Source organism: Brachybacterium sp. p3-SID957 (assembly GCF_025144775.1).
GTDB lineage: Bacteria > Actinomycetota > Actinomycetes > Actinomycetales > Dermabacteraceae > Brachybacterium > Brachybacterium epidermidis.
Window position 1 is genome coordinate 76,056 of sequence record NZ_JALXKT010000002.1, and the last position, 21,894, is coordinate 97,949.

A 21,894-nucleotide genomic window follows, 5' to 3' on the forward strand; every position below is an offset into this window, starting at 1 on the left:
GGCAGCCGGGAGCAGCCGGTCCCGTCAGTCCCGGGCGTCGTCGATCCGTGCGAATTCGGCCAGCCAGGCGTCGGCGATGAGGCGGTGACCGGCGATCGTGGGGTGCACGCCGTCCTCGGCGATGCTGGCGGGTGTGTGCCCCACCGACCAGGCCCGCTCCATCACCTGCTCCAGGTCCACCACTGCGTGCCGGAACTCGTGGGCCAGATCGCGGATGACTGCCACCTTCTGGTCGAGATCGGCATGGAAGCCGGCCTTCTCCTGGTCGATGTCGGTGACGAAGGGGACCACCATCAGCACGGGCACAGCGGGCCGGGTGGCCGAGAGCTGGTCCAGCATGTACCGGTAGTCGCGCTCGAACTCCTCCGCGGTGACGGTCTCGCCCCGGGTGAAGCCGTGCCAGGTGTCGTTGACTCCGATGTAGACGGTGATGACGTCGGTCTCGAGCTCCAGGCAGTCCCGATCGAAGCGACGCACCAGCTCCTGAGCCCGGTCGCCGGAGATGCCGCGGTTGATGACGCGGGCGGTGGGCTCGTGAGCGGCGAGGTGCTCGGCGATGAGGCGCACATAGCCGTAGCCGAGACCCTGTGGGTCCTCGGCGCGGCTGCAGTCCGTGATGGAGTCGCCGAGGAACAGGAAGGATCGCTGAGCGCGGGCAGCGGGTGCGGTGGCCGTCATGGGGCAATCCTGCCAGACGGCCGAGGAATCGGGCGAGCACGACTGGCCTGGAGGAATAGCGAAGGCCCTGATCAACATTCCTGCTGATCAGGGCCTTCATCTCGTAGCGGGGATAGGATTTGAACCTATGACCTCCGGGTTATGAGCCCGGCGAGCTACCGAACTGCTCCACCCCGCGGCGACGTCCTCCACTGTAGGGGGTGCGGCGTCGGCCCGTCCAGGCGGGAGGGCATGAACGTGGGACAGCCCACGTTCACGCCCCGTTCACCGCCGGGGTGGACCCGGCATTCAGCCGCCACTGCCCTCGAGCTCCTGGTTCGCCTGGATGGCGCGATCGAGTGCGTCGGCGACGCGGTCCTGGGCCTCGCCGTACTTGGCCCAGTCCCCGGCCTCCAGCGCCGCCTCGGAGTCCTTGACGGCTTGGTCCATGTCGGCCAGGGCCTGGTCCAGTCGCTCCTGGGGGGTGCCTTCCTCCGGTGCGGCCGGGGCGGAGCTGTCGGTCTCCTCCCCCTGCGGCGCGTCGGTCGGGGCGTCGGTGGGCTCCTCCGTCGGGGCGTCGTCCGGGGTCTCCACCTCGCCCTCCCCGGTCTCGGTGTCGGCCGTGCCCTTGGCACCGTCCGGATCGGTGACCGCGGCGTCGCCGGCGTCGGCGCCCGAGTCGCCGCCGAACACCAGGTCCAGCGCCTCGTTCAGCGTGGGAGCGAACCCGATCTTCTCGCCGAAGGAGACCAGCACCATCTGCAGCAGCGGGTACTGGGTGCCGCCACCGGAGGCGGAGGACTGCAGGTACACCGGCTGCACGTACAGCAGGCCGCCGCCCACCGGAAGCGTGAGCAGGTTGCCGTTGATGACCTCGGAGTTGCCGGACTTCAGCAGGTTCAGCGCCTGGGACACATTCGGCTCGGCGTTGAAGGTGGCCTGCACCTGACCGGGTCCGTTGACCGGGTTGGTGGCCGGCAGCACCAGCAGCGTCATGTCACCGAAGGTCTCCGCGGGGTTGCCCTCCAGGCTGCCCGTCTCGGAGTCCACGGCCAGGAACCCGGTGAGCACGTTCTGCCCCTGGGCCGGGATGTAGCTGGAGGACAGCGTGAAGCGCGGATCATCCATCCCGGGCACCTGCATGGTGAGGTACATGGGCGGCTGCGGCGCCTGCTGACCTGCGGATCCATCCGGGTTCTGTGGGGCCGGCTGGGTGGGATCCGGGGGGATCTGCCAGAAGTCCTGCTGACCGAAGAAGTCATCCGCATCGGTGACGTGGTACGTAGCCAGCAGTTCGCGCTGCGCCTTGAAGTAGTCCGCGGGGTAGCGCAGGTGGCTCATCAGCTCGCCGCTGATCTCCGTCGCGGGCTGCAGGGCCTCGGGGAACACCTCGCCCCACGCCTTGAGTATCGGATCCTCCGTGTCCCACGCGTACAGCTTCACAGAGCCGTCGAAGGCGGAGACGGTGGCCTTGACGCCGTTGCGCATGTAGTTGGCCTGCCGCACCCGATTGCCGGCCGTCTCCCCCGGTGTGGTCTGGGAGTCGTTGATGGCCTCGTCCAGATTGACGCTGCGGGAGTACGGGTAGTGGGTGGTGGTGGTGTAGCCGTCGACCACCCACACCAGCTCACCGTCGACGACCGCCGGGTACATCTGCGAGTCCAGCGACAGGAACGGTGCCACCTCCCGCACCCGCTGCTGCGGGTCGCGGTCGTAGAGGATCTGCGACTCGGGGTTGACGTAGTCGGAGATCACGATGTTGGGGTCGCGGAACTTGATGGCGTACAGGAGGCGGTTGAAGAAGGTGCCCACCGACGGGCCGCCATCACCCTGGTAGGTGTTGTTCACCTGGGTGCCGCCGTCCTCTTCCCCGGTTCCGAGCTGGTAGTCGAACTCCTCGGGTTCGGCACCCTCGGGGGCGCCGACGATCGAGTAGTCCGGGGAGTGGCGGCCGAAGTACACCCGCTCCTCGTACTCCCCCAGGGACCCGTCGCCGGGGACGCCGGACTGCAGGAAGCTGGGCTCACCGTCGGCGTTGCGGCGGTTGCCGTAGGCGGCGGCGGTGCCGTAGCCATGGGTGTAGATGATGTGCTGGTCCACCCAGGAGCGGCTGTCCAGCTCGAACTGGTCCGGGCGCAGCTCGCGCACACCGATCACGGTGTCCTGCAGCGCGCCGTCGATCTCGTAGCGGTCCACGCTGAGCACCTCGTCGAAGCCCCAGTAGCGACGGTTGGCCTCGCGCTGCTCGAAGGTCTTGGAGACGATGTTGGGGTCCATCAGGCGGATCTGCGCGGTGGTCTCGGCGTCTTCGCGCAGGGCTCCCGGAGCGGCATCGGTGCTGGCTGCGTAGGAGACCTCGCGAACGTCGTCGATGGCGAACGCAGCACGGGTGGCGTCGATGCTGCGCTGGATGTAGGGCTGCTCGAGGGCGCGCTCATTGGGGTTGACCTGGAACTGTTGGATCGCCCAGGGGTACAGGTTGCCCACCACCAGGGTGGAGAGCACCATCAGGCCGGCGCCGATGGCGGGGATCCGCCAGTCCGCGCGCACGATCCACACGATGAACAGGAACGCGACGATGATCGCGGCGATCGCCAGGATGGTCTGCGCGGGCAGGATCGCATTGACGTCGGTGTAGGAGGCACCGTCGAAGCGGCCGTGCGGGGTCACCAGCAGGTCATAACGGTGGAACCAGTGGCCGAGGCCCAGCAGCAGCACGTAGACGGTGGCCAGCACGCCGAGGTGGCGGCGGGCCGCCTTGGTGACCTCGAGACCGCTCTCCTGCCCCCAGGCGACACCCCCGTACAGGAAGTGCCCCACCACCGCACCGACGATGGCGACCAGGCAGACGAACTGGCCGAAGGCGATGATCAGGTCGATCAGGGGCAGGGTGAACACGTAGAAGGAGATGTCGTTGCCGAACACCGGATCGGTCTCGCCGAAGGGCTGGGGGTGCAGGAACAGCTGGACGTCCTGCCAGCGGCGCGAGGCGGCGAGCCCGCCGAAGGCACCGATGACCAGGGGGGCGACGATGGTCAGGCCGCGGCGGAGCGGGTCCACGGCGGAGCGGAACTGCTCCAGGGCCTCCTGCTCCCGGGTGACCGGCGGGTACACGGGGCGCTTGGTGTAGGCGATGCGAAGGCTCAGGTACAGCGGCACCGCGAACAGCACGAAGCCGATCACGAACAGGATCGCCTCGGTGATCCACCGGGTGAACAACACGTCGGAGCGCCCCAGCTGGTCGAACCACAGATAGGTGGTCCACACCTCGGAGGCGATGATCAGCGCCACCAGCAGGGCACCCAGCACGATCGCCGTGATGCTCAGCGGGTTCAGCTTCGGCCGGGAACCGCCTTCTCGAGCAGCCGGACGCGGACGCGGGGAAGGGGTGTCACCGAAGGGGACGGAGAAGCTCACAGATGACCTCGTGTTGATCTCGGGCCCGCGGCCGCGACAGGCGCGGTGGGGGTCCGGGTACAGTGTGGTGCCCCCGCTGACGGCGGTGGCCCGTCCATTCTCTCAGGCGAACCTGTAAGGGAACCTCTCGATCTGATGACGAATCCGAGCCCTGACCCCCTTGATGCGCCCACGGCTGCCCTCGCCGCGGCGGTGCTGGAGATCGCCCGGCATGTCGAAGGCGAGCCGCTCGCCGCACCGCGCTGGTTCGCGCTGGCCAACGGTGCCCAGCTCCTCGCGCAGCAGCCGGGGCTCGCGGCTCTGCTGGGAGAGGAGTCGGCGGCAGTGATGGCCGGGGACGAACTGCAGCTGATCTCCATCGAGCTCGACGAGACTGCAGATGCGGACAGTGCCGACCCGCTTCACGCCCTGGCCCACGTCGAGTGGCCGGAGATGGCCGCCGGTGGAGTGCTCGCCTGCGACCTCGCTCCCGAGCAGTGGTCCGTGCGCGAGGAAGACGACACCAGCGCAGCCACCCCCGGGGCGGTGAGTGCTCATGGGACGGGCGGTACGGGACCACTGCGCATCGTGGTCGGCGCGCTCGAGGACGGCACCACGTGGTCGGCCCTGCAGCGTGACGGGGACCAGCAGTACACCCTGGGGGCTGCGCTCCTCCCTGATCTGACCGCTGCACTGCTGGAGAGCCTGCAGCCCGCCTCCTGAACGGAGCGGACGTGCTGCGACTCCCGAGCGCCGGTGCACCGGCAGCCCGGGAGCTGCGCAGCCGGGCCCGCACTCAGTGCGAGGCCACCAGCGAGTCGTCAGCGGCCGTGTCCTGGTCGAGCAGGCCCTCGGCACCGCCGGAGCCCAGCCCCTCCGATCCCCCCGCGGGGGCACCGTCCTTGATCTCGCCGGTGTCGTGATCCACATCCGGGATGTCCGCCACTCGGGGCGGCTTGGTGAACTCGGCGGTCCCGAAGGTGAGGTCGTGGCCGATGGTCTCGGCGGTCAGCGTGAGCGAGTGGTACGTCCTACCGTCATCCCCGGTCCACTCGGAGGTGCCCAGGCGGCCCGTGGCCACCAGCGGCTGCCCCTTCTTCACCGAGGCGATCACGTTGCGGGCCAGCTGGCGCCGCGCGTAGACGTTGACGAACTCGGTCTTGCGGTCGCTGTAGTCGTTGATGCTCGAATCGAAGTAGCGCGAGTTCACCGCGATGCGCACCATGGCGCTGATGTCGCCGTTGGGGAACTGCTTCTCGCGGGGGTTGTCGGTGGCGTTGCCCACGACGGTGCTGCGGATCTCTTTCATGGTGGTGTCCTTCCTCGATGCGGGGGCCGTCCCCGTCGTCGACTCCGTGCCGACCACCTCAGCGTGGCGAGCGCCGCGACGGGGGACCACCGGGTCACGGGGATTGGGGACGAACGGACTCTGGGGAGGAACTTCGTCGCACACGACGACGGCCGGCCCCGCAGAGGGGACCGGCCGTCGGTCGTGGATCGGTGCGCGGCCGGGGCCGCGACGCGATCAGGCCTGGGGGACCACCAGGCCCGAGGCGTTGGTGCGGGCGTTCTCGAAGCGCGCCTGGACGTCAGCCCAGTTCACAATGTTCCAGATCGCCTCGACGTAGTCCGCCTTCACGTTCTGGTAGTCGAGGTAGAAGGCGTGCTCCCACATGTCCAGCTGGAACAGCGGGATCGTGGCCACCGGGACACCGTTCTGCTGGTCGTAGAACTGCTCGATGACCAGGTTGCCGCCGGCCGGCTCGTACGCCAGGACCGCCCAGCCGGAGCCCTGGATGCCCAGAGCAGCGGCGGTGAAGTGCTTGCGGAAGGCGTCGAAGGAGCCGAAGTACTCGTCGATCGCGGAAGCGAGCTCACCGGTGGGCTTGTCGCCGCCCTCCGGGGAGAGGTTCTTCCAGAAGATCGAGTGGTTGGTGTGGCCGCCCAGGTTGAAGGCGAGATCCTTCGAGAGCTGGTTGACGTTGCCGAACTCGCCGGACTCACGCGCCGCGGCCAGCTTCTCCAGGGCGGTGTTGGCGCCCTTGACGTAGGTGGCGTGATGCTTGGAGTGGTGAAGCTCCATGATCTGGCCGGAGATGGAAGGGGCCAGGGCCCCGTAGTCGTAGTCGAGATCCGGAAGCGTGTACTCCGCCATGTCGTCCATCCTCTCTGTTGGTCGTTCCGAACCCGAGGGGGTCCGGTGCGCTTCCATCCTGCCACGATCGTTCGAGGTGTGGTGAGGGGCCGCTGCACCCTCCGATCACGCGTTCAGGTGGAGAGGTCCAGATCGTCCCAGTCCCGGTGCGGGATCGGGGGCTGCCGCACCGCCCGATCCAGGGCCCACCGCGATCCGATCCGGTGTCCGATCCTGGTTCCGCATGCTGCCCCCCGCTCGCCGTCGTGCTGCGAGTGTCCCACCCACGGTCCACAATGGGGCGGTGGCACGACAGGACCGGGACGGCACCGCAGCAACGGGTACGGCGACCAGTGCGCTGGACCTGTTCAGCGCGCCCACTGCCCACTGGTTCCGCGAGGCGTTCGGCGCGCCCACGCCGGCGCAGGAGGGGGCCTGGCGCTCGGTGACCGCGGGGCAGGACACCCTGGTGGTGGCGCCCACCGGGTCCGGGAAGACCCTCGCCGCGTTCCTCACTGCGATCGACCGGCTGGCCTTCGGACCTGAGGAGGACGCCCAGGAGCCGTCGGGCACCAGCGTCCTGTACATCTCCCCACTGAAGGCCCTCGGGGTGGACGTGGAGCGCAACCTCACCTCTCCCCTGGTGGGAACGATGCGGGCAGCGCAGCTGCTGGGGCATGCGCGCCGATCGATCGAGGTGGGGGTGCGCACCGGGGACACCCCGCCCGCCGAGCGCAGGCGCCTGATCGCACATCCGCCGGACGTTCTGATCACCACCCCGGAATCGCTGTTCCTGATGCTGTCCTCCGCCGCCCGCGAGACGCTGCGCTCGGTGCGCACGGTGATCGTGGACGAGGTGCACGCCGTGGCCGGCACCAAGCGCGGCGTGCACCTGGCACTGTCGCTGGCGCGCCTGGATGCGCTCGCCGCGCACGCGATCCAGCGCATCGGCCTGTCGGCCACGGTGGAGCCGGCCGACGAGGTGGCGGCCTTCCTGGCCGGGAACGGTGGGGGGCAGGATATGACCGTGGTGCGGCCGCCCTCCCGGAAGGAGTGGGACCTGTCGGTGCGGCTGCCGGTGCCGGATCTCTCGGCGATCGAGCCGCCGGCCGACGCCGCCGATGAGGATGACGTGGCCGGCACGATCTGGCCGCACGTGGAGCGCGCGGTGCTGGACGAGGTGCTCGCCCACCGCTCCACCATCGTGTTCACCAACTCCCGCCGCCAGGCTGAACGGCTCACCAGCAAGTTGAACCTGCTGCACCGCAGGCGCGCAGGCGCAGATGTCGACGACGTGGCGCGCGCCCACCACGGCTCCATGTCCAAGGAGCACCGCAAGCAGATCGAGGAGCAGCTGAAGGCCGGTGCCCTGCGCTGCGTGGTGGCCACCAGTTCCCTCGAGCTGGGGATCGACATGGGCGCGGTGGATCTGGTGATCCAGGTGGAGACCCCATTCTCCGTCTCCTCCACCCTGCAGCGCATCGGCCGGGCCGGGCACGACGTGGGCGCCGTCTCCCACGGCATCGTCCACCCCCTGCACGCAGCGGACGTGGTGCGTGCCGCGGTCACCGTCGGCGAAGCGGTCGCGGGCAGGATCGAGCCGCTGACCGTGCCGCGCAACGCCCTGGACGTGCTCGCCCAGCACACCGTCTCCGCCGCTGTCGAGAGCGACCTGGACGTCGAGGAGTGGTTCGAGCTGGTGCGCACCGCTCATCCGTACGCCGCTCTGCCCCGTTCCGCGTTCGATCAGACCATCGACCTGCTGGCTGGCCGCTACCCCTCCACCGCGTTCAGCGAGCTGCGCGCCCGCCTGGTCCACGACCACGAGGCCGGCACTCTCAGCGCCCGGCCCGGCGCGCAGCGCCTGGTGGTCACCAGCGGCGGCACCATTCCCGACCGCGGCCTGTTCCCGGTGTACATCGTGGCCGAGGACGAGGACTCCCAGGCCCGGAGGGTGGGTGAGCTGGACGAGGAGATGGTGTACGAGTCGCGACGCGGGGACGTGATCACCCTGGGCACCTCCTCCTGGCGGATCGAGGAGATCACCCACGACCGGGTGAGCGTCTCCCCCGCCTTCGGGCTGTCCGGGCGGATCCCCTTCTGGCACGGCGACGGTGTGGGCAGGGCCCCCTCGCTGGGGCGGGCGATCGCGGGTTTCCAGTCCGAGATCTCCCGGCTCGAGGAGCCGGCGGCCCGCGAGCGCCTCGCGTCGCTGGGCCTGGACGAGAACGCCTCCGGCACCGTGATCGACCATCTGGCCGAGCAGCGGGAGGCGACGGGGTCCGTTCCCGGGCCGCAGCACCTGGTCATCGAGCGGTTCCTGGACGAGCTCGGTGACTGGCGCGTCGTGCTGCACTGCGCCTTGGGGCAGCGGATCAATGCTCCGTGGGCGCTCGCCGTCGGGGCCCGCGTCGAGGAGCGGTACGGCCTGGAGGGCCAGGTGATGGCGGCCGACGACGGGATCGTGCTGCGCATCCCCCACGGGGAGGAGCCGCCGGGGGCGGATCTGTTCGTGTTCACGCCTGAGGAGATCGACGAGGAGGTGCGGCGCCTGGTGGGCTCCTCGGCGCTGTTCGCCTCCCGGTTCCGCGAGTGCGCAGCCCGCGCCCTGCTGCTGCCCCGGCGGGATCCCCGCTCCCGGGCGCCGCTGTGGCAGCAGCGCCAGCGCGCCGCGCATCTGCTGGACGTGGCCCGGCCCCATCCGCAGTTCCCGATCATGCTGGAGGCGGCACGGGAGTGCTTGCAGGACGTGTACGACCTGCCCTCCCTGGTGGAGCTGATGGGGCAGGTGGCCTCCCGCCGCGTGCAGGTGCAGGAGGTGGAGACCACCGCGCCCTCCCCCTTCGCACGCTCCCTGCTGTTCGGGTACCTGGCCCAGTTCATCTACGACACCGACGCCCCGCTGGCGGAGCGCCGCACGGCGGCCCTGACGCTGGACCAGTCGCTGCTGGCGGAGCTCCTGGGCACCGTGAGCCTGCGCGAACTGCTGGATGCGGGCGTGATCGACGAGGTCACCCGGCGCCTGCAGGGCCTCACCGAGGAGCGCGCGCTGCGGGGCGCGGAGGATCTCGCCGATGCTCTGCGACGCCTGGGCCCGCTCAGTGCGCAGGAGATCGCCCAGCGCGGCGCGGACGGCGTGGACACCGGTGCTGCGATCGCCCACCTGGTGGACTCCCGACGGGCGATCGAGGTGCGCATCGCGGGGACCGCTCGCTTCGCCGCTGCGGAGGATGCTGGCCTCCTGCGCGATGCTCTCGGTGCCGCTCTCCCGGTCGGCGTGGCCGAGGTGCACCTGGCTCCGGCTGATCATCCGGTCGAGGAGCTGGTCTCGCGCTGGGCCCGGTCCCGGGGCCCCTTCGATGCGGGCGCCGTGGTCCAGGCATGGGGACTGGCTCCCGGAGTGGCCCGCTCCGCTCTGGAGGCCCTGACCGCAAAGCGGGTGCTGAACCAGGGGGAGTTCACCCCGGGTCGCGAGGGCACGGAATGGGTGGACGCGGACGTGCTGCGACGCATCCGTCGGGCCAGTCTCGCCGCCTCACGCCGGCAGATCGAACCGGTGGGACCGGAGGCGTACGCCCGGTTCCTGGCCGACTGGCAGCACCTGGCGCAGCGGCGGGATACCGGCCGGCGGGACCGTCCCGCGTGGTCCGGCGCGGACGGAGTGCTGTCGGTGATCGATCAGCTCACCGGGGTGTCGCTGCCGCTGTCCACCTGGGAGGCCCAGGTGCTGCCCGCCCGGCTGCCGGACTACGCAGCCTCCACGCTCGATGGCCTGTTCGCGGCCGGGGAGCTCACCTGGACAGGGCACGGCCGTCTGGGTGCCGACGACGGCTGGATCCGTCTGCACCTGACCGATGCCCTGCCGCTCGGCGTGGACGCGCAGGAGGTGGAACACGCCGCGTCGGCGCTGGAGGAGGGCTCGGTGGCCGCCCGGGTGCTGGACCTGCTGCGCTCCTCCCCCGGTGCGCTGCGACACGGGGAGATCCTGCGGGCCCTCGCCGATGACGGTGACGCCGTGGGCCCGGCCGATCTCACGGCGGCGCTGTGGGACCTGGCGTTCGCCACTCTCCTCACCAACGACTCCTTCGCCGTGCTTCGCACCCACGCCCTCGGCCCGGCCCCCCGCTCCGGTGCGCGCCGCGGCGGCCGTTCGCGTCCCGCCTCCCGTCGGGGAGCGGCACGGCTGTCGGCCGCCATGATGCGCACCGGCGCCACCACGCCAGCTGAGCTGGAGGTGGCAGCGGGGCCGACGGCCACGGGCCGCTGGTCAGCAGTGCGCGTGCAGCCGGTGGACGCCTCCGCGCGAGCGGCGGCGATCGCCACGCTGCTGCTGGACCGGCACGGGGTGGTCACGCGCGGAGCGATGGACGTGGAGGCGATACCCGGATCGTTCGCAGCCGTGTACCGAGTGCTGTCCTCCCTGGAGGAGAACGGCTCCTGCCGGCGCGGCTACTTCATCGACGGGCTGGGCGCCTCGCAGTTCGCCCCCACCGAAGCGGTGGACCTGCTGCGCGACCGTGACCGCGAGCAGGAGGCACCTTCCCACAGGAACGCCACGGGCACGCAATCCGGCTCGTCGTTCGCGGTGCTGGCCGCGACCGATCCCGCGAACCCGTACGGTGCGGCTCTGCCGTGGCCCGTGCTGCCGGTGGAGCCACCGGAGGGCGTGACCGCACGCCCGGCTCGTCGGGCCGGCGCGATCGTAGTGCTGCGCGACGGCGAGGTGGCCGCCTTCGTGGACAAGGGCGGCAAGCACCTGCTGTGGTGGGCGGGGCAAGAAGCGAGTTCCGAGATCGCAGTGCAGCTGGTGCGCTCGGTGGCGGAGGATGCGGTGCTGCCGGCGCTAGCGATCGAGCGGATCAGCGGGCGTCCGATCACCGCCGAGCAGAACGCGCCCGTGGTGGATGCGCTGGTGGCGGCCGGCTGCTACCGCTCCCCGCGGTCGGTACGGGTGCGGGCCGGGGGTCGCTGATGAGAACGGCCCCGGCACTGCGACGGTTCCGCGGGCGGCGCGAGGAGGTCGAGCATGCCTGAGGGCGATACCGTGCATCGGCAGTGCCGGGTGCTGCACGAGGCCCTGGCCGGCGCCGTGCTCACCGTCGCGGATCTGCGTGTTCCCGGTGCGGCCACGGCGAACCTGGTCGGCTGGTCGGTGAGCGAGGTGGTGCCTCGGGGCAAGCACCTCCTGATCCGGCTGCTGCCAGCCGAGGGCAGCATCGGCGATCCTGCACGCCCGCCGCTCACCTTGCACAACCATCTGATGATGGACGGGATCTGGCACGTGGACGGCAGGGCCCTGCGCTCCGGTGACACCTCCGCGGGCCCGCGCCCCCCGCACACCCTGAGGATCCGCCTGCAGGCGCGGCACCCGGACGGCCGCACCGTGGCGGCGAGCGGCTACGACGTGAAGCAGGTGCAGCTTGTGCGCACGGCCGACGAGCACGAGCTGGTGGGCCATCTGGGTCCGGACCTGCTGGATCCGCGCTGGGGCGACCAGCACCGGGAACGGGCCGTGGCGAACCTGATCGCGCAGGAGGATCGGGAGCTGGGCCTGGCACTGCTGGACCAGCGGGTGATGGCGGGACTGGGCAACATCTACCGCTCCGAGCTGTGCTTCCTGCAGCGCGTCCACCCCACCGTGCCCGTCAGCAGCTGGCTGGCTGCGGGCGGGGAAGCCGGAGCGCTGGTGGATCTTTCCCGCCGACTGCTGGTGGTCAACAAGGACCGCACAGTGAGGGTGACCACGGGCGGAATGATGGGCCGCGACGGTGACCTGTGGGTGTACGGACGGGCCGGGAAGCCGTGCCGTCGCTGCGGAACCCGCATCCGCCGCGGCGAAATGGCCGATCCCAGCATCGAGGGCAGCACCGCCCGAGTGATCCACACCTGTCCCCGGTGCCAGGGTGAGCCTCCCGACGGCCGGTAGGATCGTGGCGCCGGTTCCACCCGGCACGTCGGCCGAGTCCGGCACGTCGGCCCAGTCCGGCACCAGCCTCCATAGCTCAATGGATAGAGCAACGGCCTTCTAATCCGTAGGTTGCAGGTTCGAGTCCTGCTGGGGGCGCTCTGCCTTACGAGGAGGGGACCGGCATCACTACGCCCAGCGAGTCAGGACGTTCACAGTCTCGAATCCATCGGTACCGCCACCCCTGGGTAGCGCTCGCGCTGACAGTGATCGGGGTCTGCCTGCTCGTCACTGCCATGGTGCTTCGCCTTCACGGTGATTCTGACGTCGACGCGGTCGCGAGCGAACTGCGCTCGTGGGCGATGTTCAGTGGGTTGTTCGCCTTCCTACTGGCGGGAGCGACCCTGGAGGAAAAGGCGCAGGAAGTGCTCTTCGCCAGAAGGCTGATGCTTCGGATCTTCCCCGCCGCTGATCAGACCCCTCCCCCTGTGACCCCGGCAGCCAGACGATGGTCGCCGATCGCCCGATGGTCTGGACTCATCGTCTTGTTGATCGCGATGCTCTGGTCCATGGTCGCGCTGGCCATGGAAGTAGCGGGGTACCTCGTTGGTCTGCTCTGACCGTTTACTGCTGCACCGAGAGCCCCTCTGACGCGGACATCTCCGTATCGGACACTCGGTCACGCAAACAGTCAGTAGAAGCCGAGATGCAGCGCCAGTAGCACGTGCAGCGTGCCGGAGCGCGCACGGATGGTTGCGAAGACGACACCCATCGCAAGGATCCCCAGGGCCGGGAGCCAAGGGCGGCGCGGGTGCGGTAGCGCGACCACCGCCAGGATCTCCAGGGCCGCGCCGAGTCGGCGCCGTGCGGACTCGGCATCGTGCCTCACCGGTTGCGGGCGTGCCGCGCGGATTCCTGCGTCCAGTCCTGCACCCACGCTGGCACCTCTCGGTCAGCGGGCACGCCGCCCACCGCCTCGATCAGCTCGGCGCTGGTGACGGAACCGCCGGTCCTCTTCAGGAAGCGTGCGCGCACGACCGCATCGGCGATCAGCACCTCGCCGCGGTGGAAGCTCTGCTCCATGTACACCCACGCCTCGTCGATCCCCATCACCCGGGTGCGCACCTCGAACTTCTCCCACAGCCGCAGGGACTTGCGGTAGGTGATGCCCTGACCGGCGACCACCGGGTACCAGCCCCGCTCCTCGGTGACCTTCCAGAAGCCCGAGCGGAGCATCAGGTCCATCCGCCCCAGGTCCAGGATCGAGAGGTAGCGCCCGTTGTTCATGTGCATCAGCACGTCCAGGTCCAGCGGGTTCACCCGGAACGGGGTGCGGGCCGTGTCCCAGATGGACAGGCGGCGTCGGAACCTCACGCGCACCATCAGCACCAGCAGGCGGAAGAACAGGTTCACGTCGGCTCCTTCACCACGTCGGGGACCCGGGTGAGCCTACCGGAGGGTCACCCCGTAGTCTCTTCCCGTGAGCTCTTCTCCTACGCGCAGCAATCAGGACCGCATCATCTGGGTCGACTGCGAGATGACCGGCCTCGACAAGCAGCGTGACGCGCTGGTCGAGATCGCCGTCCTCGTGACCGACGCCGATCTGAACATCCTCGGGGACGGCGTCGACGTCGTGATCAAGCCTCCGGCGGAGGCGCTCACACAGATGGACCCCTTCGTGCGCACCATGCACACCACCTCGGGGCTGCTGGAGGAGCTCGACGGCGGGATGACCCTGGCCCAGGCGGAGCAGGCGTGTCTGGACTACGTGCGTCGGCACTGCCCGGAGCCGGGCAAGGCGCCCCTGGCCGGCAACAGCGTGGGCACCGACCGCGTGTTCCTGGACCGCGACGTGCCGGAGTTCGCCGAGCATCTCTCCTACCGCACCATCGACGTGTCCAGCCTCAAGGAGCTGGCCAAGCGCTGGTTCCCCCGCGTGTACTACAACATGCCCCGCAAGAACGGCGGCCATCGTGCACTGGCGGACATCCGCGAGTCGATCCAGGAGCTGAAGTACTACCGGCAGGTGCTGCTGGTGGCCGAGCCCGGCCCCACTACCACCGAGGTGCAGGCCGCGGCGAAGTCCTTCGAACTGCCTGCCGTTGGCGCCCCCGCAGCTGCCACCACAGGGGACGCCGCAACCACCGAGAACGCTACGACCGTTGAGGACACCACCGTGACCATCGACTCCCCCGCAACCGAAGGCCCTGCCGGATCCACCGCGGAGGGTGCCACCGGCGCGCGCACTCCGTGGCTGGACGTGCCCGCGCACCGCACGTGGCTCGAGGGCGAGGGCGACGACCTGCTGGTGTTCGCGACCGACTCAGCACGTGAGGACGGCGGCTTCGCGTGGCTGGACGAGAACGGCGAGGCGGATCTCACCCGCCCCTCCGAGCTGTGGATCACCTGCCGCATGACCCACTGCTTCGCGCTCGGCCACATGATGGGCCGCCCCGAGTTCGGACGGTTCGCTGACCACGGCGTGGCCTCGCTGCGCGGCGTGTTCCGCGACGCCGAGCACGGCGGCTGGTTCGCCTCCGTGGCCGACGGTCGGCCCGTGGACGACTCGAAGCAGGCCTACGCCCACGCCTTCGTGGTGCTCGCGGCGGCCTCCGCCACCGCGGCAGGCCGGCCCGGCGCCCGGGGCCTGCTGGACGAGGCGCTCGAGGTGCTGGATCAGAAGTTCTTCGACCACTCCGCCGGGATGAGTGTGGACACCTTCGACCGCACTTTCACCGAGTGCGAGGCCTACCGCGGCATCAACGCCAACATGCACACCGTCGAGGCGCTGCTGTCCGCGGCCGACGTCACCGGCGAGCGCCGCTGGCTGGACCGGGCCGTGGGCATCATGACCCGCGCGATCGACGAGTTCGCCCGCGGCAACGACTGGGCGCTGCCCGAGCACTTCGACGTGGACTGGAACCCGCTGCTGGACTACAACCGCGAGGAACCCAACCACCCGTTCCGTCCCTACGGCGCCACCGTGGGCCACTGGATCGAGTGGGCACGCCTGGTGCTGCACGCCCGCGCCGCCCTGCTGGCGGCCGACGGCTCCGCCCCGGAGTGGATGCTGGAGGCGGCCACGGCACTGATGGAGAAGTCCGCTGACAGCTTCGGCACGGACGGTGCGCCCGGGTTCGTGTACACCGTGGACTGGGACGGCACCCCGATGGCGCGCGAACGCATGCACTGGGTGGCGGCCGAGGCCGTGGGTGCTGCAGCGGTGATGTACCGGGTGACCGGGGAGCGGGTGTGGGCCGAGCGCTACGAGCAGTGGTGGGAGTACATCTCCACCTACCTGCTCGATGCGGACGGGGGCTCCTGGTTCCACGAGCTCGATGCGGACAACGAGCCGCAGGGCGTGACCTGGCCGGGCAAGCCGGACGTGTACCACGCCTTCCAGGCCACGATCATCCCGCGCCTGCCCGTGACACCGACGATGGCCGCTGCGCTGCGCGAGGGGATGCTGGACTCCAGCAGGGCCTGATCCCGGCGCGGATCAGTCGCGGCCCAGTGCCCGCTCCATCCGCTCGATCTTCCCGTCGAGCTCACCGGTGCGGCCGGGCCGGATATCGGCCTTCAGCACCAGGGACACGCGGGAGCCGTAGCGCCCTGCCGCGTCGGTGGCGCGGCGCACGACGTCCATCACCTCGTCCCACTCGCCCTCGATCTCGGTGAACATCGAGCTGGTGCGATGGGGCAGCCCCGAGTCCCGCACGATCCGCACGGCGGCAGCGACCGCGTCGTGCACACTGGCGCTGTCGGATCCCTCCTGCAGGGCCCGGCGCAGGGTCGGGTCGGAGGGCTCACCGGTGGGCTGGACGGAGAAAGCGACGATCATGCGTCCCACTCTGCGCCGCGGCAGGTCCTCTGGCAACCCTCGCACCGCTGAGTGCCGGCGGATCGGTCCTGGCGGTCGTCGGGCCGCGATGGACAGCCGGCACATCCCGCGGATCGAGGACGCTCCGACGATCGTCGGGGGCATCCGGTCCCTTGGACGGGTCAGGTCTCGACCCCGGAGGGGTGGGTCAGTGCCGCAGCTGCTCCTAGCGTGGAGGCCATGAACACGGCACCCCTGCACGACGACTCCGACGGCCGGCCCGATCGGTCTGGACACGGTCCCGCCTCGCTGCTGTCCAACCCGTATGCGCTGATCGCTGCGGTGCTCGGCATGGTGGGCGTGGGCATGATGGTCGGCGGCAACAACGCGGGCCTGCCGTTCCTGGTGATCGCCCTCAGTTTCCTGGTGATCAGCTTCGACGGGAGCGCCGAGGAGACTGATCCCCATCACCGGCCCGACGCCCGCTCCTGATCGGCTTTCACCGCGTGGGCTGCGGCTCCGAACCCCTTGGTCAGCATCGTCCCGTCGGTGCAACGCGTCTCACACGAACAGGTGGCCCACCAGGTCTGATCCAGACCCGCAGAGGCGGTATGCTTGTCTCTCGTTGCGGTCGATGACTGCACATGGTGGTCGTAGCTCAGTTGGTAGAGCTCCTGGTTGTGGTCCAGGCGGTCGCGGGTTCAAATCCCGTCGATCACCCCAGAAAACGCCCTGGTGACAGGGCGTTTCTCTTTTCCTCGGCGAGGTCCACGGCATCGTGGCGGGCCGATGGCCACCTCGACCCGGCAGTGGCCTGCTGTCATCCGCTGTCCCTCACATGGGCATGGCGCAGCGCTCCGGAGCGCCGACTATCCTTGCGCGGTGTCCCACCCCCCTGACTCCTCGCGCACCGACGACGGCTTCCCCGTCATCCGGACCATCGGCCTGGTGATCGTCGCACTGGTGATGATCTGGCTGGCACTGACCGTGCGCCTGCCGGGCATGGACGCTCTGCGCGACCGGATCGACGACTTCGGCTTCTGGAGCTGGGCCGTGTTCATCCTGGTCTACGCGGGGGTGGCCCTCACCCCAATCCCGGTGACCGTCATGGCACTGGCCGGAGGCCTGCTGTTCGGGGTGACGATCGGCAGCGTGCTCTCGGTGATCGGAGCGATGCTGGGGAGCCTCGCCGGCTATGCGATCGCACGCGGTTTGGGCAGGGAGACCGTGCTGCAGCTGCTGGGATCCCGCCGCAAGACCCTCGAGGAGCGGCTGGAGGACGCCGGCTTCGAGGCCGTGTTCACGCTGCGTGTGCTGCCGGGCATGCCGTACTGGCCGATCAACTACGCGGCCGGGGCCCTGGGCGTGCCGTTCCAGGTGTTCGCGGTCGCCTCCCTGGTCGCGTCGATCCCGGGCCAGGTGTCCCTGGTGGCGATCGGCGCGTTCCTGGGCCAGCCCACCGTCGCGATGGGGGCGGTGGTCGCCATCGCCTGGGTCGTGGTGATCGTCATGACGATCTGGGCGTGGCGATCGTGGAAGGGCACAGCGAGGCTCCCTCTGCCCGGGTCGTCCGACGGGGACTGAGACCGAAGCACGATCGGGCCGACGCCGCGACCGTCTGGTAGGACTGAGCTCCCGCGGCCGTCCGACAGGACCGAGCTCCCGCGGCCGGCTGTTGCGGCCGGCTGCTGCGGGACAACTGTTGCGGCACGGTTGCCGCGGCACGGCTGCTACGGCACTGCTGCCGCGTGCACGACCGCCCGGTCTTTGCCGGGCGTTCGTGCGCAGTAGAGCACCGCTGCCCCGCGCCTGCGCACCACGTCCGCCCTGCAGTCCCGGCCCCGACCGAACAGATGTGTGGAGACCGACGGGCCCCGCGGTGCCGCCGCCACCCATAATGGGGCCATGAACACGTCGACGAAGAAGCGAGTCCTCATCACCGGCGCCACCGGCGGGATCGGCCTGCACCTGTCCGAGGTGCTGGCCGGTGACTACGACATCGTCCAGCACGGTCGGACCCCCAAGAACGAGGAGCAGGAGAAAGTGCTCCAACGCGCGGACCTCGGCGACTACGACGAGGTGCTGGGCCTGATGGACGGCGTGGACACCGTGGTGCACATGGCCGGCTCCGCCTCCCCCGAATCGGACTGGGACTCCGTGCTGGAGGCCAACATCATCGGCCTGCGCAATGTGCTCGAGGCCGCGCGGGAGTCCGGCGTGAGGCGAGTCGTCTTCGCCTCCTCCAACCACGCGATGGGCATGTACGACCGGCATGAGCAGTGGCCGGTGTACCCCGATCAGCTCCCCCGCGGCGACTCCCTCTACGGGGTCTCCAAGATCTTCGGCGAGGCCCTGGGGCGCTTCTACCACGACGAGCACGGGCTGGACTTCATCGCGCTGCGCATCGGGTGGATGAGCGAGGACCCGTTCAGCGCGGACGAGGACATCCTGCACGCCATGTGGCTGAGCCCCGGCGATTGCGAGCAGGTGGTGCGCCGGGCGATCGAGGCCGAGGTGACCTTCGGTCTGTACTACGCGATCTCCGACAACCCCAACCGCCGCTGGTCCATGACCAACACGACCCTGGAGCTGGGGTACCGCCCCCAGGACTCCTGGACCGACCATGCACCCGGCCCCGAGGACGTGGTGGAGGGCGGCGAGGACGTGCGGGACGACTGGCCCAAGGATTCATGAGCACGGCCGCGGCCGCGGCACGGCTGCTGGTCGCGCTGGCGGTCCTGACCGCACTGGTGTCCAACGCGGTCACCGCCTGGCAGGACGGCCTGCTCGCGCAGAACCTCTCCTACTTCACCAACCAGTCCAACCTCGCCTTCGTGCTGCTGGTGGCCACCGGGCTGCTGCTGCGGGGGCGCAGGCCGCCGTGGTTCGAGGACGCCCGCGGGGCAGTGGCGTTCTACCTGGTGATGACCGGGATCATCTACGCACTGCTGGTCGCGCCACTGGAGGAGCTCTCGCGCTGGGACATCGGCTGGACCGGCATCGTGCTGCACCGCCTGGCGCCGGTGGCGGCACTGCTGGACTGGATGTTGACCCCGCGCACGCACCGCCCGCGCGCGGTGCGGATCCTGTGGTGGCTGCTGTACCCGGTGCTGTTCCTGGTGTTCACCTGGGTGCGGGGCGGGATCACGGGCTGGTACCCGTATGAGTTCCTTGATCCCACGGCCTCCTCCTGGACGCAGGTGCTGATGACCACCGCGGTGGTGCTGGTCGCGTTCGTCTCCATCGCTGCCGTGATGCACCTGCTCGGCGGCCGCCTGCGTCGGCCCCTCCCGCCCCCGCCCGGACAGCCGGATGCGGCGATCCCAGCGGCGGTCCCACCGGACACATCGCCTCCGCAGCAGATGCAGCGCCCCTAGGCTTGAGCGCATGAGCATCCCCCTCTACGACCCCACCGGCGTCGAGCCCCGCTCGGCCACCGACGAACAGCGCGCCGAGGGCCCCCTGGCCCGCACCCCCGACGGCCACTGGATGGTGCTGGGGCATGCGGAGGCCGTCGAGGTGGCGCGCGATCACGAGGCGTTCTCCTCGGCCGTCTCCCGCTTCCTGCAGGTCCCCAACGGCCTGGACGGTGCCGAGCACACCGCGGTGCGCGTGGCCACCGATCCGTTCTTCGGCCCCGAGGAGATGGCCGCCTTCGAACCAGCGCTGCGTCGGCTCGCCCACGACCTGGTGGGCGAGCTGATCGCCGACGTGGGCCCCGCCGGCACCGAGGTCGATGCGGTCTCCGCGATCGGAGCCGTGTTCGCCGTGCGGGCGCAGACCGCGTGGCTGGGATGGCCTGCCGAGCTCGAGGGCGAGCTGCTGCAGTGGATGGTGGACAACCACGAGGCCACCCGTTCGGGCGAACTGGCCCGCACCGCCGAGGTGGCACAGCGCTTCGACGCCATCATCGACTCGGTGCTCGCGCCACGACGGGAGCTCGGCGATGACGCACCCGAGGATGTCACCACCCGGTTGATGCGTCAGCGGGTCACCGTCTCCTCCGAGGACGGCGAGTCGGCCGGCGAGCGCCCACTGCGGGACGAGGAGATCGTCTCGATCCTGCGCAACTGGACCGGAGGCGACCTGGGCTCGATCGCGCTGTGCGCCGGGGTGTTGCTGTCCGCTCTGACCACCATGCCGCCGGTCGCAGAGCGACTGCGGGTGGGCAGCTACGCGGAGGCCTGCGCGATCGTGGACGAGCTGCTGCGGATCGACGACCCGTTCGTGCAGAACCGCCGCAGGGCCACCTGCCCGGTCACCCTCGCGGGCCACCGGATCGAGGAGGGCGAGAGGCTGATCATCCACTGGACCTCCGCCAACCGCGACGAGAGGGTGTTCGCGGATCCGGACCGCTTCGACCCCGAGGGCAATGCGCCGCACAACCTGGTGTGGGGCATCGGCAAGCACGTGTGCCCGGGCCGCCCCCTGGCCACGCTGGAGCTGGTGGTGCTGCTGCAGGAACTGCTTGCCGCAGCCGACGTCACGCCGGCCGAGACCGTGGGCCTAAGGTCCTTGGCGCCCACCGGCGGGTGGAGCCATGTCCCCGTGGTGCTGAGCCCCCGCGGCTGAGCGCCCGCTTCTGAGCCCCCGCTGCTGAGGACACCGGCGGTGAGCCCGCTGTGGGCGCACACGCACCCGGCGGGCCCGCTACCCGCGGGCCTGCTCCCGGCACATCCTGCTCCCGACACATCCTGCTCCCGGCACATCCTGCTGCCCGTCGAACGGCCCGTCCGCGCCCTCCTTGCGACCTGTCGGTCGGCTCCCCTCTTCCGGGCCGGTGGCTCGTACGCCTACGGTGAAGGCATCCTGCCACCGTCGAAAGGACCGGCATGACCGCCAAGGACCAGCTCGTCTTCTGCAACCCCGTCACCCGATTCCCCGAGATCACCCCACCGAAGCAGGACCAGCCCGAGCCCGGCCTGGATGCCGAGCTCGAACCGAAGAGCGACCGCGGCGAGGACTCCTACCGCGGCACTGGCCGCCTCAAGGGCCGCAAGGCCCTGATCACAGGTGCGGACTCCGGCATCGGCGCGGCCGTGGCCATCGCCTTCGCTCGCGAAGGTGCGGACGTGGCCCTGTCCTACCTGCCCGCCGAGGAGGAGGACGCCCAGCACGTCAAGAAGGTCATCGAGGAGACCGGCCGCAAGGCCGTCCTGCTGCCCGGTGACCTGAGCAAGAAGGACTTCTGCACCCAGGTGGTCGAGGACGCCGTGCGTGAGCTGGGCGGCCTGGACGCCCTGGTGAACAACGCCGGCAAGCAGATCGCCCTGGACGACCTGGCGGAGCTGGACGACGAGCAGTGGACCACTACCTACGAGGTCAACATCCACGCCATCTTCCGTATCACCAAGGCCGCCCTGAAGCACCTGCCGGCGGGCTCCACGATCGTGAACTCCACCTCGATCCAGGCGTACGAGCCCTCCCCCACCCTGGTCCACTACGCCTCCACCAAGGCCGCGATCAACAACTTCACCAAGGGGCTGGCCCAGCAGCTCGCCCCCAAGGGCATCCGCGTCAACGCCGTGGCACCGGGACCGATCTGGACGCCGCTGCAGGTCAGCGACGGCCAACCCAAGGAGGCCCTGCCCGAGTTCGGCAAGAGCACACCCCTGGGCCGCGCCGGCCAGCCCACCGAACTGGCCCCGGCCTACGTGTTCCTGACCTCCTCGGAATCCAGCTACGTGCTGGGCGAGACCCTCAACGTCAACGGCGGCATGCCCTCCCCGTGACCGGAGCCGGCGCGCAGGATCTCCGCCCGGCGCGCCGTGCCTGACGCCCGCCCCTCCTCTCATGGACGGGGCGGGCGTCCGCTGTGACAGCTCGGCCGCGCCATCCGATTTGTCATGCTTTGCAATGTGCGGGACGGGAATGCCCTTTCCAGCCCGGAACTGTCGCCGGCGCCTCACAGGCGTCCCTCCGTTCGTCACCGACCCTGCCGGAGAGGATAGGGAGCAGGGACGGCCCTGCAGCAGCACTGAG

At 70.0% G+C, this 21,894-nt stretch carries 18 protein-coding genes and 3 tRNA genes; 13 read left to right on the top strand and 8 right to left on the bottom strand.

The window, feature by feature from the left end; genetic code table 11:
- Positions 1–24 precede the first annotated feature (24 nt).
- From M3B01_RS00730 to M3B01_RS00740, 3 genes are all read right to left on the bottom strand, one after another.
- Positions 25–678: an SGNH/GDSL hydrolase family protein gene (locus tag M3B01_RS00730; RefSeq protein WP_259788926.1), complete on the bottom strand. Its 654-nt coding sequence runs from the start codon at positions 676–678 to the stop codon at positions 25–27.
- Between the two features lie 104 nt (positions 679–782).
- Positions 783–856, bottom strand: a tRNA-Met gene (locus M3B01_RS00735).
- Positions 857–966: 110 nt separating this feature from the next.
- Positions 967–4,074, bottom strand: a complete 3,108-nt coding sequence (locus tag M3B01_RS00740) for a UPF0182 family protein (RefSeq protein ID WP_259788927.1) — start codon at positions 4,072–4,074, stop codon at positions 967–969.
- A gap of 135 nt (positions 4,075–4,209) precedes the next feature.
- Here M3B01_RS00740 and M3B01_RS00745 point away from each other — a divergent pair, with 135 nt between their 5' ends.
- Positions 4,210–4,776 (top strand): PPA1309 family protein, encoded by a 567-nt coding sequence (locus M3B01_RS00745; RefSeq protein WP_259788928.1) that lies wholly within the window; start codon positions 4,210–4,212, stop codon positions 4,774–4,776.
- 73 nt (positions 4,777–4,849) lie between these two features.
- Here M3B01_RS00745 and M3B01_RS00750 read toward each other — a convergent pair whose 3' ends face one another.
- Both M3B01_RS00750 and M3B01_RS00755 read right to left on the bottom strand, forming a co-directional pair.
- A complete protein-coding gene (locus M3B01_RS00750; RefSeq protein WP_259788929.1) occupies positions 4,850–5,362 on the bottom strand; it encodes a single-stranded DNA-binding protein in 513 nt (170 codons plus the stop codon).
- Between the two features lie 216 nt (positions 5,363–5,578).
- Entirely contained in the window at positions 5,579–6,208 is a 630-nt protein-coding gene (locus M3B01_RS00755) for a superoxide dismutase (protein ID WP_259788930.1), read from the bottom strand.
- Positions 6,209–6,491: 283 nt separating this feature from the next.
- On the opposite strand from M3B01_RS00755, the gene M3B01_RS00760 reads away from it, so the two are divergent.
- The 4 genes from M3B01_RS00760 (at position 6,492) to M3B01_RS00775 (ending at position 12,712) form a co-directional block, all read left to right on the top strand.
- Positions 6,492–11,159, top strand: a complete 4,668-nt coding sequence (locus M3B01_RS00760; protein WP_396123319.1) for a DEAD/DEAH box helicase — start codon at positions 6,492–6,494, stop codon at positions 11,157–11,159.
- Positions 11,160–11,213: 54 nt separating this feature from the next.
- A complete protein-coding gene (locus M3B01_RS00765; RefSeq protein WP_259788931.1) occupies positions 11,214–12,113 on the top strand; it encodes a DNA-formamidopyrimidine glycosylase family protein in 900 nt (299 codons plus the stop codon).
- 65 nt (positions 12,114–12,178) lie between these two features.
- Positions 12,179–12,251 (top strand) — tRNA-Arg (locus M3B01_RS00770).
- Between the two features lie 137 nt (positions 12,252–12,388).
- Complete coding sequence (locus M3B01_RS00775; RefSeq protein ID WP_259788933.1) at positions 12,389–12,712, top strand: hypothetical protein; 324 nt, start codon at positions 12,389–12,391, stop codon at positions 12,710–12,712.
- A gap of 71 nt (positions 12,713–12,783) precedes the next feature.
- Here M3B01_RS00775 and M3B01_RS00780 read toward each other — a convergent pair whose 3' ends face one another.
- Together M3B01_RS00780 and M3B01_RS00785 are read right to left on the bottom strand one after the other, a co-directional pair.
- Complete coding sequence (locus M3B01_RS00780; protein ID WP_259788934.1) at positions 12,784–12,981, bottom strand: hypothetical protein; 198 nt, start codon at positions 12,979–12,981, stop codon at positions 12,784–12,786.
- Positions 12,978–13,505, bottom strand: a complete 528-nt coding sequence (locus M3B01_RS00785) for a thioesterase family protein (protein WP_259788935.1) — start codon at positions 13,503–13,505, stop codon at positions 12,978–12,980. The genes M3B01_RS00780 and M3B01_RS00785 overlap by 4 nt, the downstream gene beginning before the upstream one ends.
- Positions 13,506–13,572: 67 nt before the next feature.
- On the opposite strand from M3B01_RS00785, the gene orn reads away from it, so the two are divergent.
- Complete coding sequence (gene orn, locus M3B01_RS14600; protein ID WP_311203186.1) at positions 13,573–15,579, top strand: oligoribonuclease; 2,007 nt, start codon at positions 13,573–13,575, stop codon at positions 15,577–15,579.
- A 12-nt stretch (positions 15,580–15,591) separates the two neighbouring features.
- Here the strand turns inward: orn and M3B01_RS00800 are convergent, their stop codons facing one another.
- Positions 15,592–15,933 carry a thiamine-binding protein gene (locus M3B01_RS00800; RefSeq protein WP_259788937.1) on the bottom strand — a complete coding sequence of 114 codons (342 nt, stop codon included), beginning with the start codon at positions 15,931–15,933 and terminating at the stop codon, positions 15,592–15,594.
- A 219-nt stretch (positions 15,934–16,152) separates the two neighbouring features.
- Here M3B01_RS00800 and M3B01_RS00805 point away from each other — a divergent pair, with 219 nt between their 5' ends.
- The 7 genes from M3B01_RS00805 (at position 16,153) to M3B01_RS00835 (ending at position 21,644) form a co-directional block, all read left to right on the top strand.
- A complete protein-coding gene (locus tag M3B01_RS00805; protein ID WP_259788938.1) occupies positions 16,153–16,404 on the top strand; it encodes a hypothetical protein in 252 nt (83 codons plus the stop codon).
- 155 nt (positions 16,405–16,559) lie between these two features.
- Positions 16,560–16,635 (top strand) — tRNA-His (locus tag M3B01_RS00810).
- A gap of 159 nt (positions 16,636–16,794) precedes the next feature.
- Positions 16,795–17,496 (top strand): TVP38/TMEM64 family protein, encoded by a 702-nt coding sequence (locus tag M3B01_RS00815; protein WP_193864765.1) that lies wholly within the window; start codon positions 16,795–16,797, stop codon positions 17,494–17,496.
- A gap of 321 nt (positions 17,497–17,817) precedes the next feature.
- Entirely contained in the window at positions 17,818–18,606 is a 789-nt protein-coding gene (locus tag M3B01_RS00820; protein ID WP_259788939.1) for an NAD(P)-dependent oxidoreductase, read from the top strand.
- Positions 18,603–19,289, top strand: coding sequence for a Pr6Pr family membrane protein (locus tag M3B01_RS00825; RefSeq protein ID WP_259788940.1), 687 nt, complete (start codon positions 18,603–18,605; stop codon positions 19,287–19,289). Before M3B01_RS00820 ends, M3B01_RS00825 begins: the two co-directional genes overlap by 4 nt.
- A gap of 10 nt (positions 19,290–19,299) precedes the next feature.
- Positions 19,300–20,484, top strand: coding sequence for a cytochrome P450 (locus M3B01_RS00830; protein WP_259788941.1), 1,185 nt, complete (start codon positions 19,300–19,302; stop codon positions 20,482–20,484).
- 260 nt (positions 20,485–20,744) lie between these two features.
- The gene (locus M3B01_RS00835; protein WP_259788942.1) at positions 20,745–21,644 is read left to right on the top strand and encodes an SDR family oxidoreductase; all 900 of its coding nucleotides are present in this window, start codon (positions 20,745–20,747) and stop codon (positions 21,642–21,644) included.
- The last annotated feature ends 250 nt before the right edge of the window (positions 21,645–21,894 follow it).

What these genes read in the sequence shown, in the direction of transcription:
- M3B01_RS00730 (WP_259788926.1), bottom strand. Translation starts at nt 678, where the DNA reads ATGACGGCCACCGCACCCGCTGCCCGCGCTCAGCGATCCTTCCTGTTC.
- M3B01_RS00745 (WP_259788928.1), top strand. Translation starts at nt 4,210, where the DNA reads ATGACGAATCCGAGCCCTGACCCCCTTGATGCGCCCACGGCTGCCCTC.
- M3B01_RS00750 (WP_259788929.1), bottom strand. Translation starts at nt 5,362, where the DNA reads ATGAAAGAGATCCGCAGCACCGTCGTGGGCAACGCCACCGACAACCCC.
- M3B01_RS00755 (WP_259788930.1), bottom strand. Translation starts at nt 6,208, where the DNA reads ATGGCGGAGTACACGCTTCCGGATCTCGACTACGACTACGGGGCCCTG.
- M3B01_RS00765 (WP_259788931.1), top strand. Translation starts at nt 11,214, where the DNA reads ATGCCTGAGGGCGATACCGTGCATCGGCAGTGCCGGGTGCTGCACGAG.
- M3B01_RS00775 (WP_259788933.1), top strand. Translation starts at nt 12,389, where the DNA reads ATGGTGCTTCGCCTTCACGGTGATTCTGACGTCGACGCGGTCGCGAGC.
- M3B01_RS00800 (WP_259788937.1), bottom strand. Translation starts at nt 15,933, where the DNA reads ATGATCGTCGCTTTCTCCGTCCAGCCCACCGGTGAGCCCTCCGACCCG.
- M3B01_RS00805 (WP_259788938.1), top strand. Translation starts at nt 16,153, where the DNA reads ATGAACACGGCACCCCTGCACGACGACTCCGACGGCCGGCCCGATCGG.
- M3B01_RS00820 (WP_259788939.1), top strand. Translation starts at nt 17,818, where the DNA reads ATGAACACGTCGACGAAGAAGCGAGTCCTCATCACCGGCGCCACCGGC.
- M3B01_RS00825 (WP_259788940.1), top strand. Translation starts at nt 18,603, where the DNA reads ATGAGCACGGCCGCGGCCGCGGCACGGCTGCTGGTCGCGCTGGCGGTC.
- M3B01_RS00830 (WP_259788941.1), top strand. Translation starts at nt 19,300, where the DNA reads ATGAGCATCCCCCTCTACGACCCCACCGGCGTCGAGCCCCGCTCGGCC.
- M3B01_RS00835 (WP_259788942.1), top strand. Translation starts at nt 20,745, where the DNA reads ATGACCGCCAAGGACCAGCTCGTCTTCTGCAACCCCGTCACCCGATTC.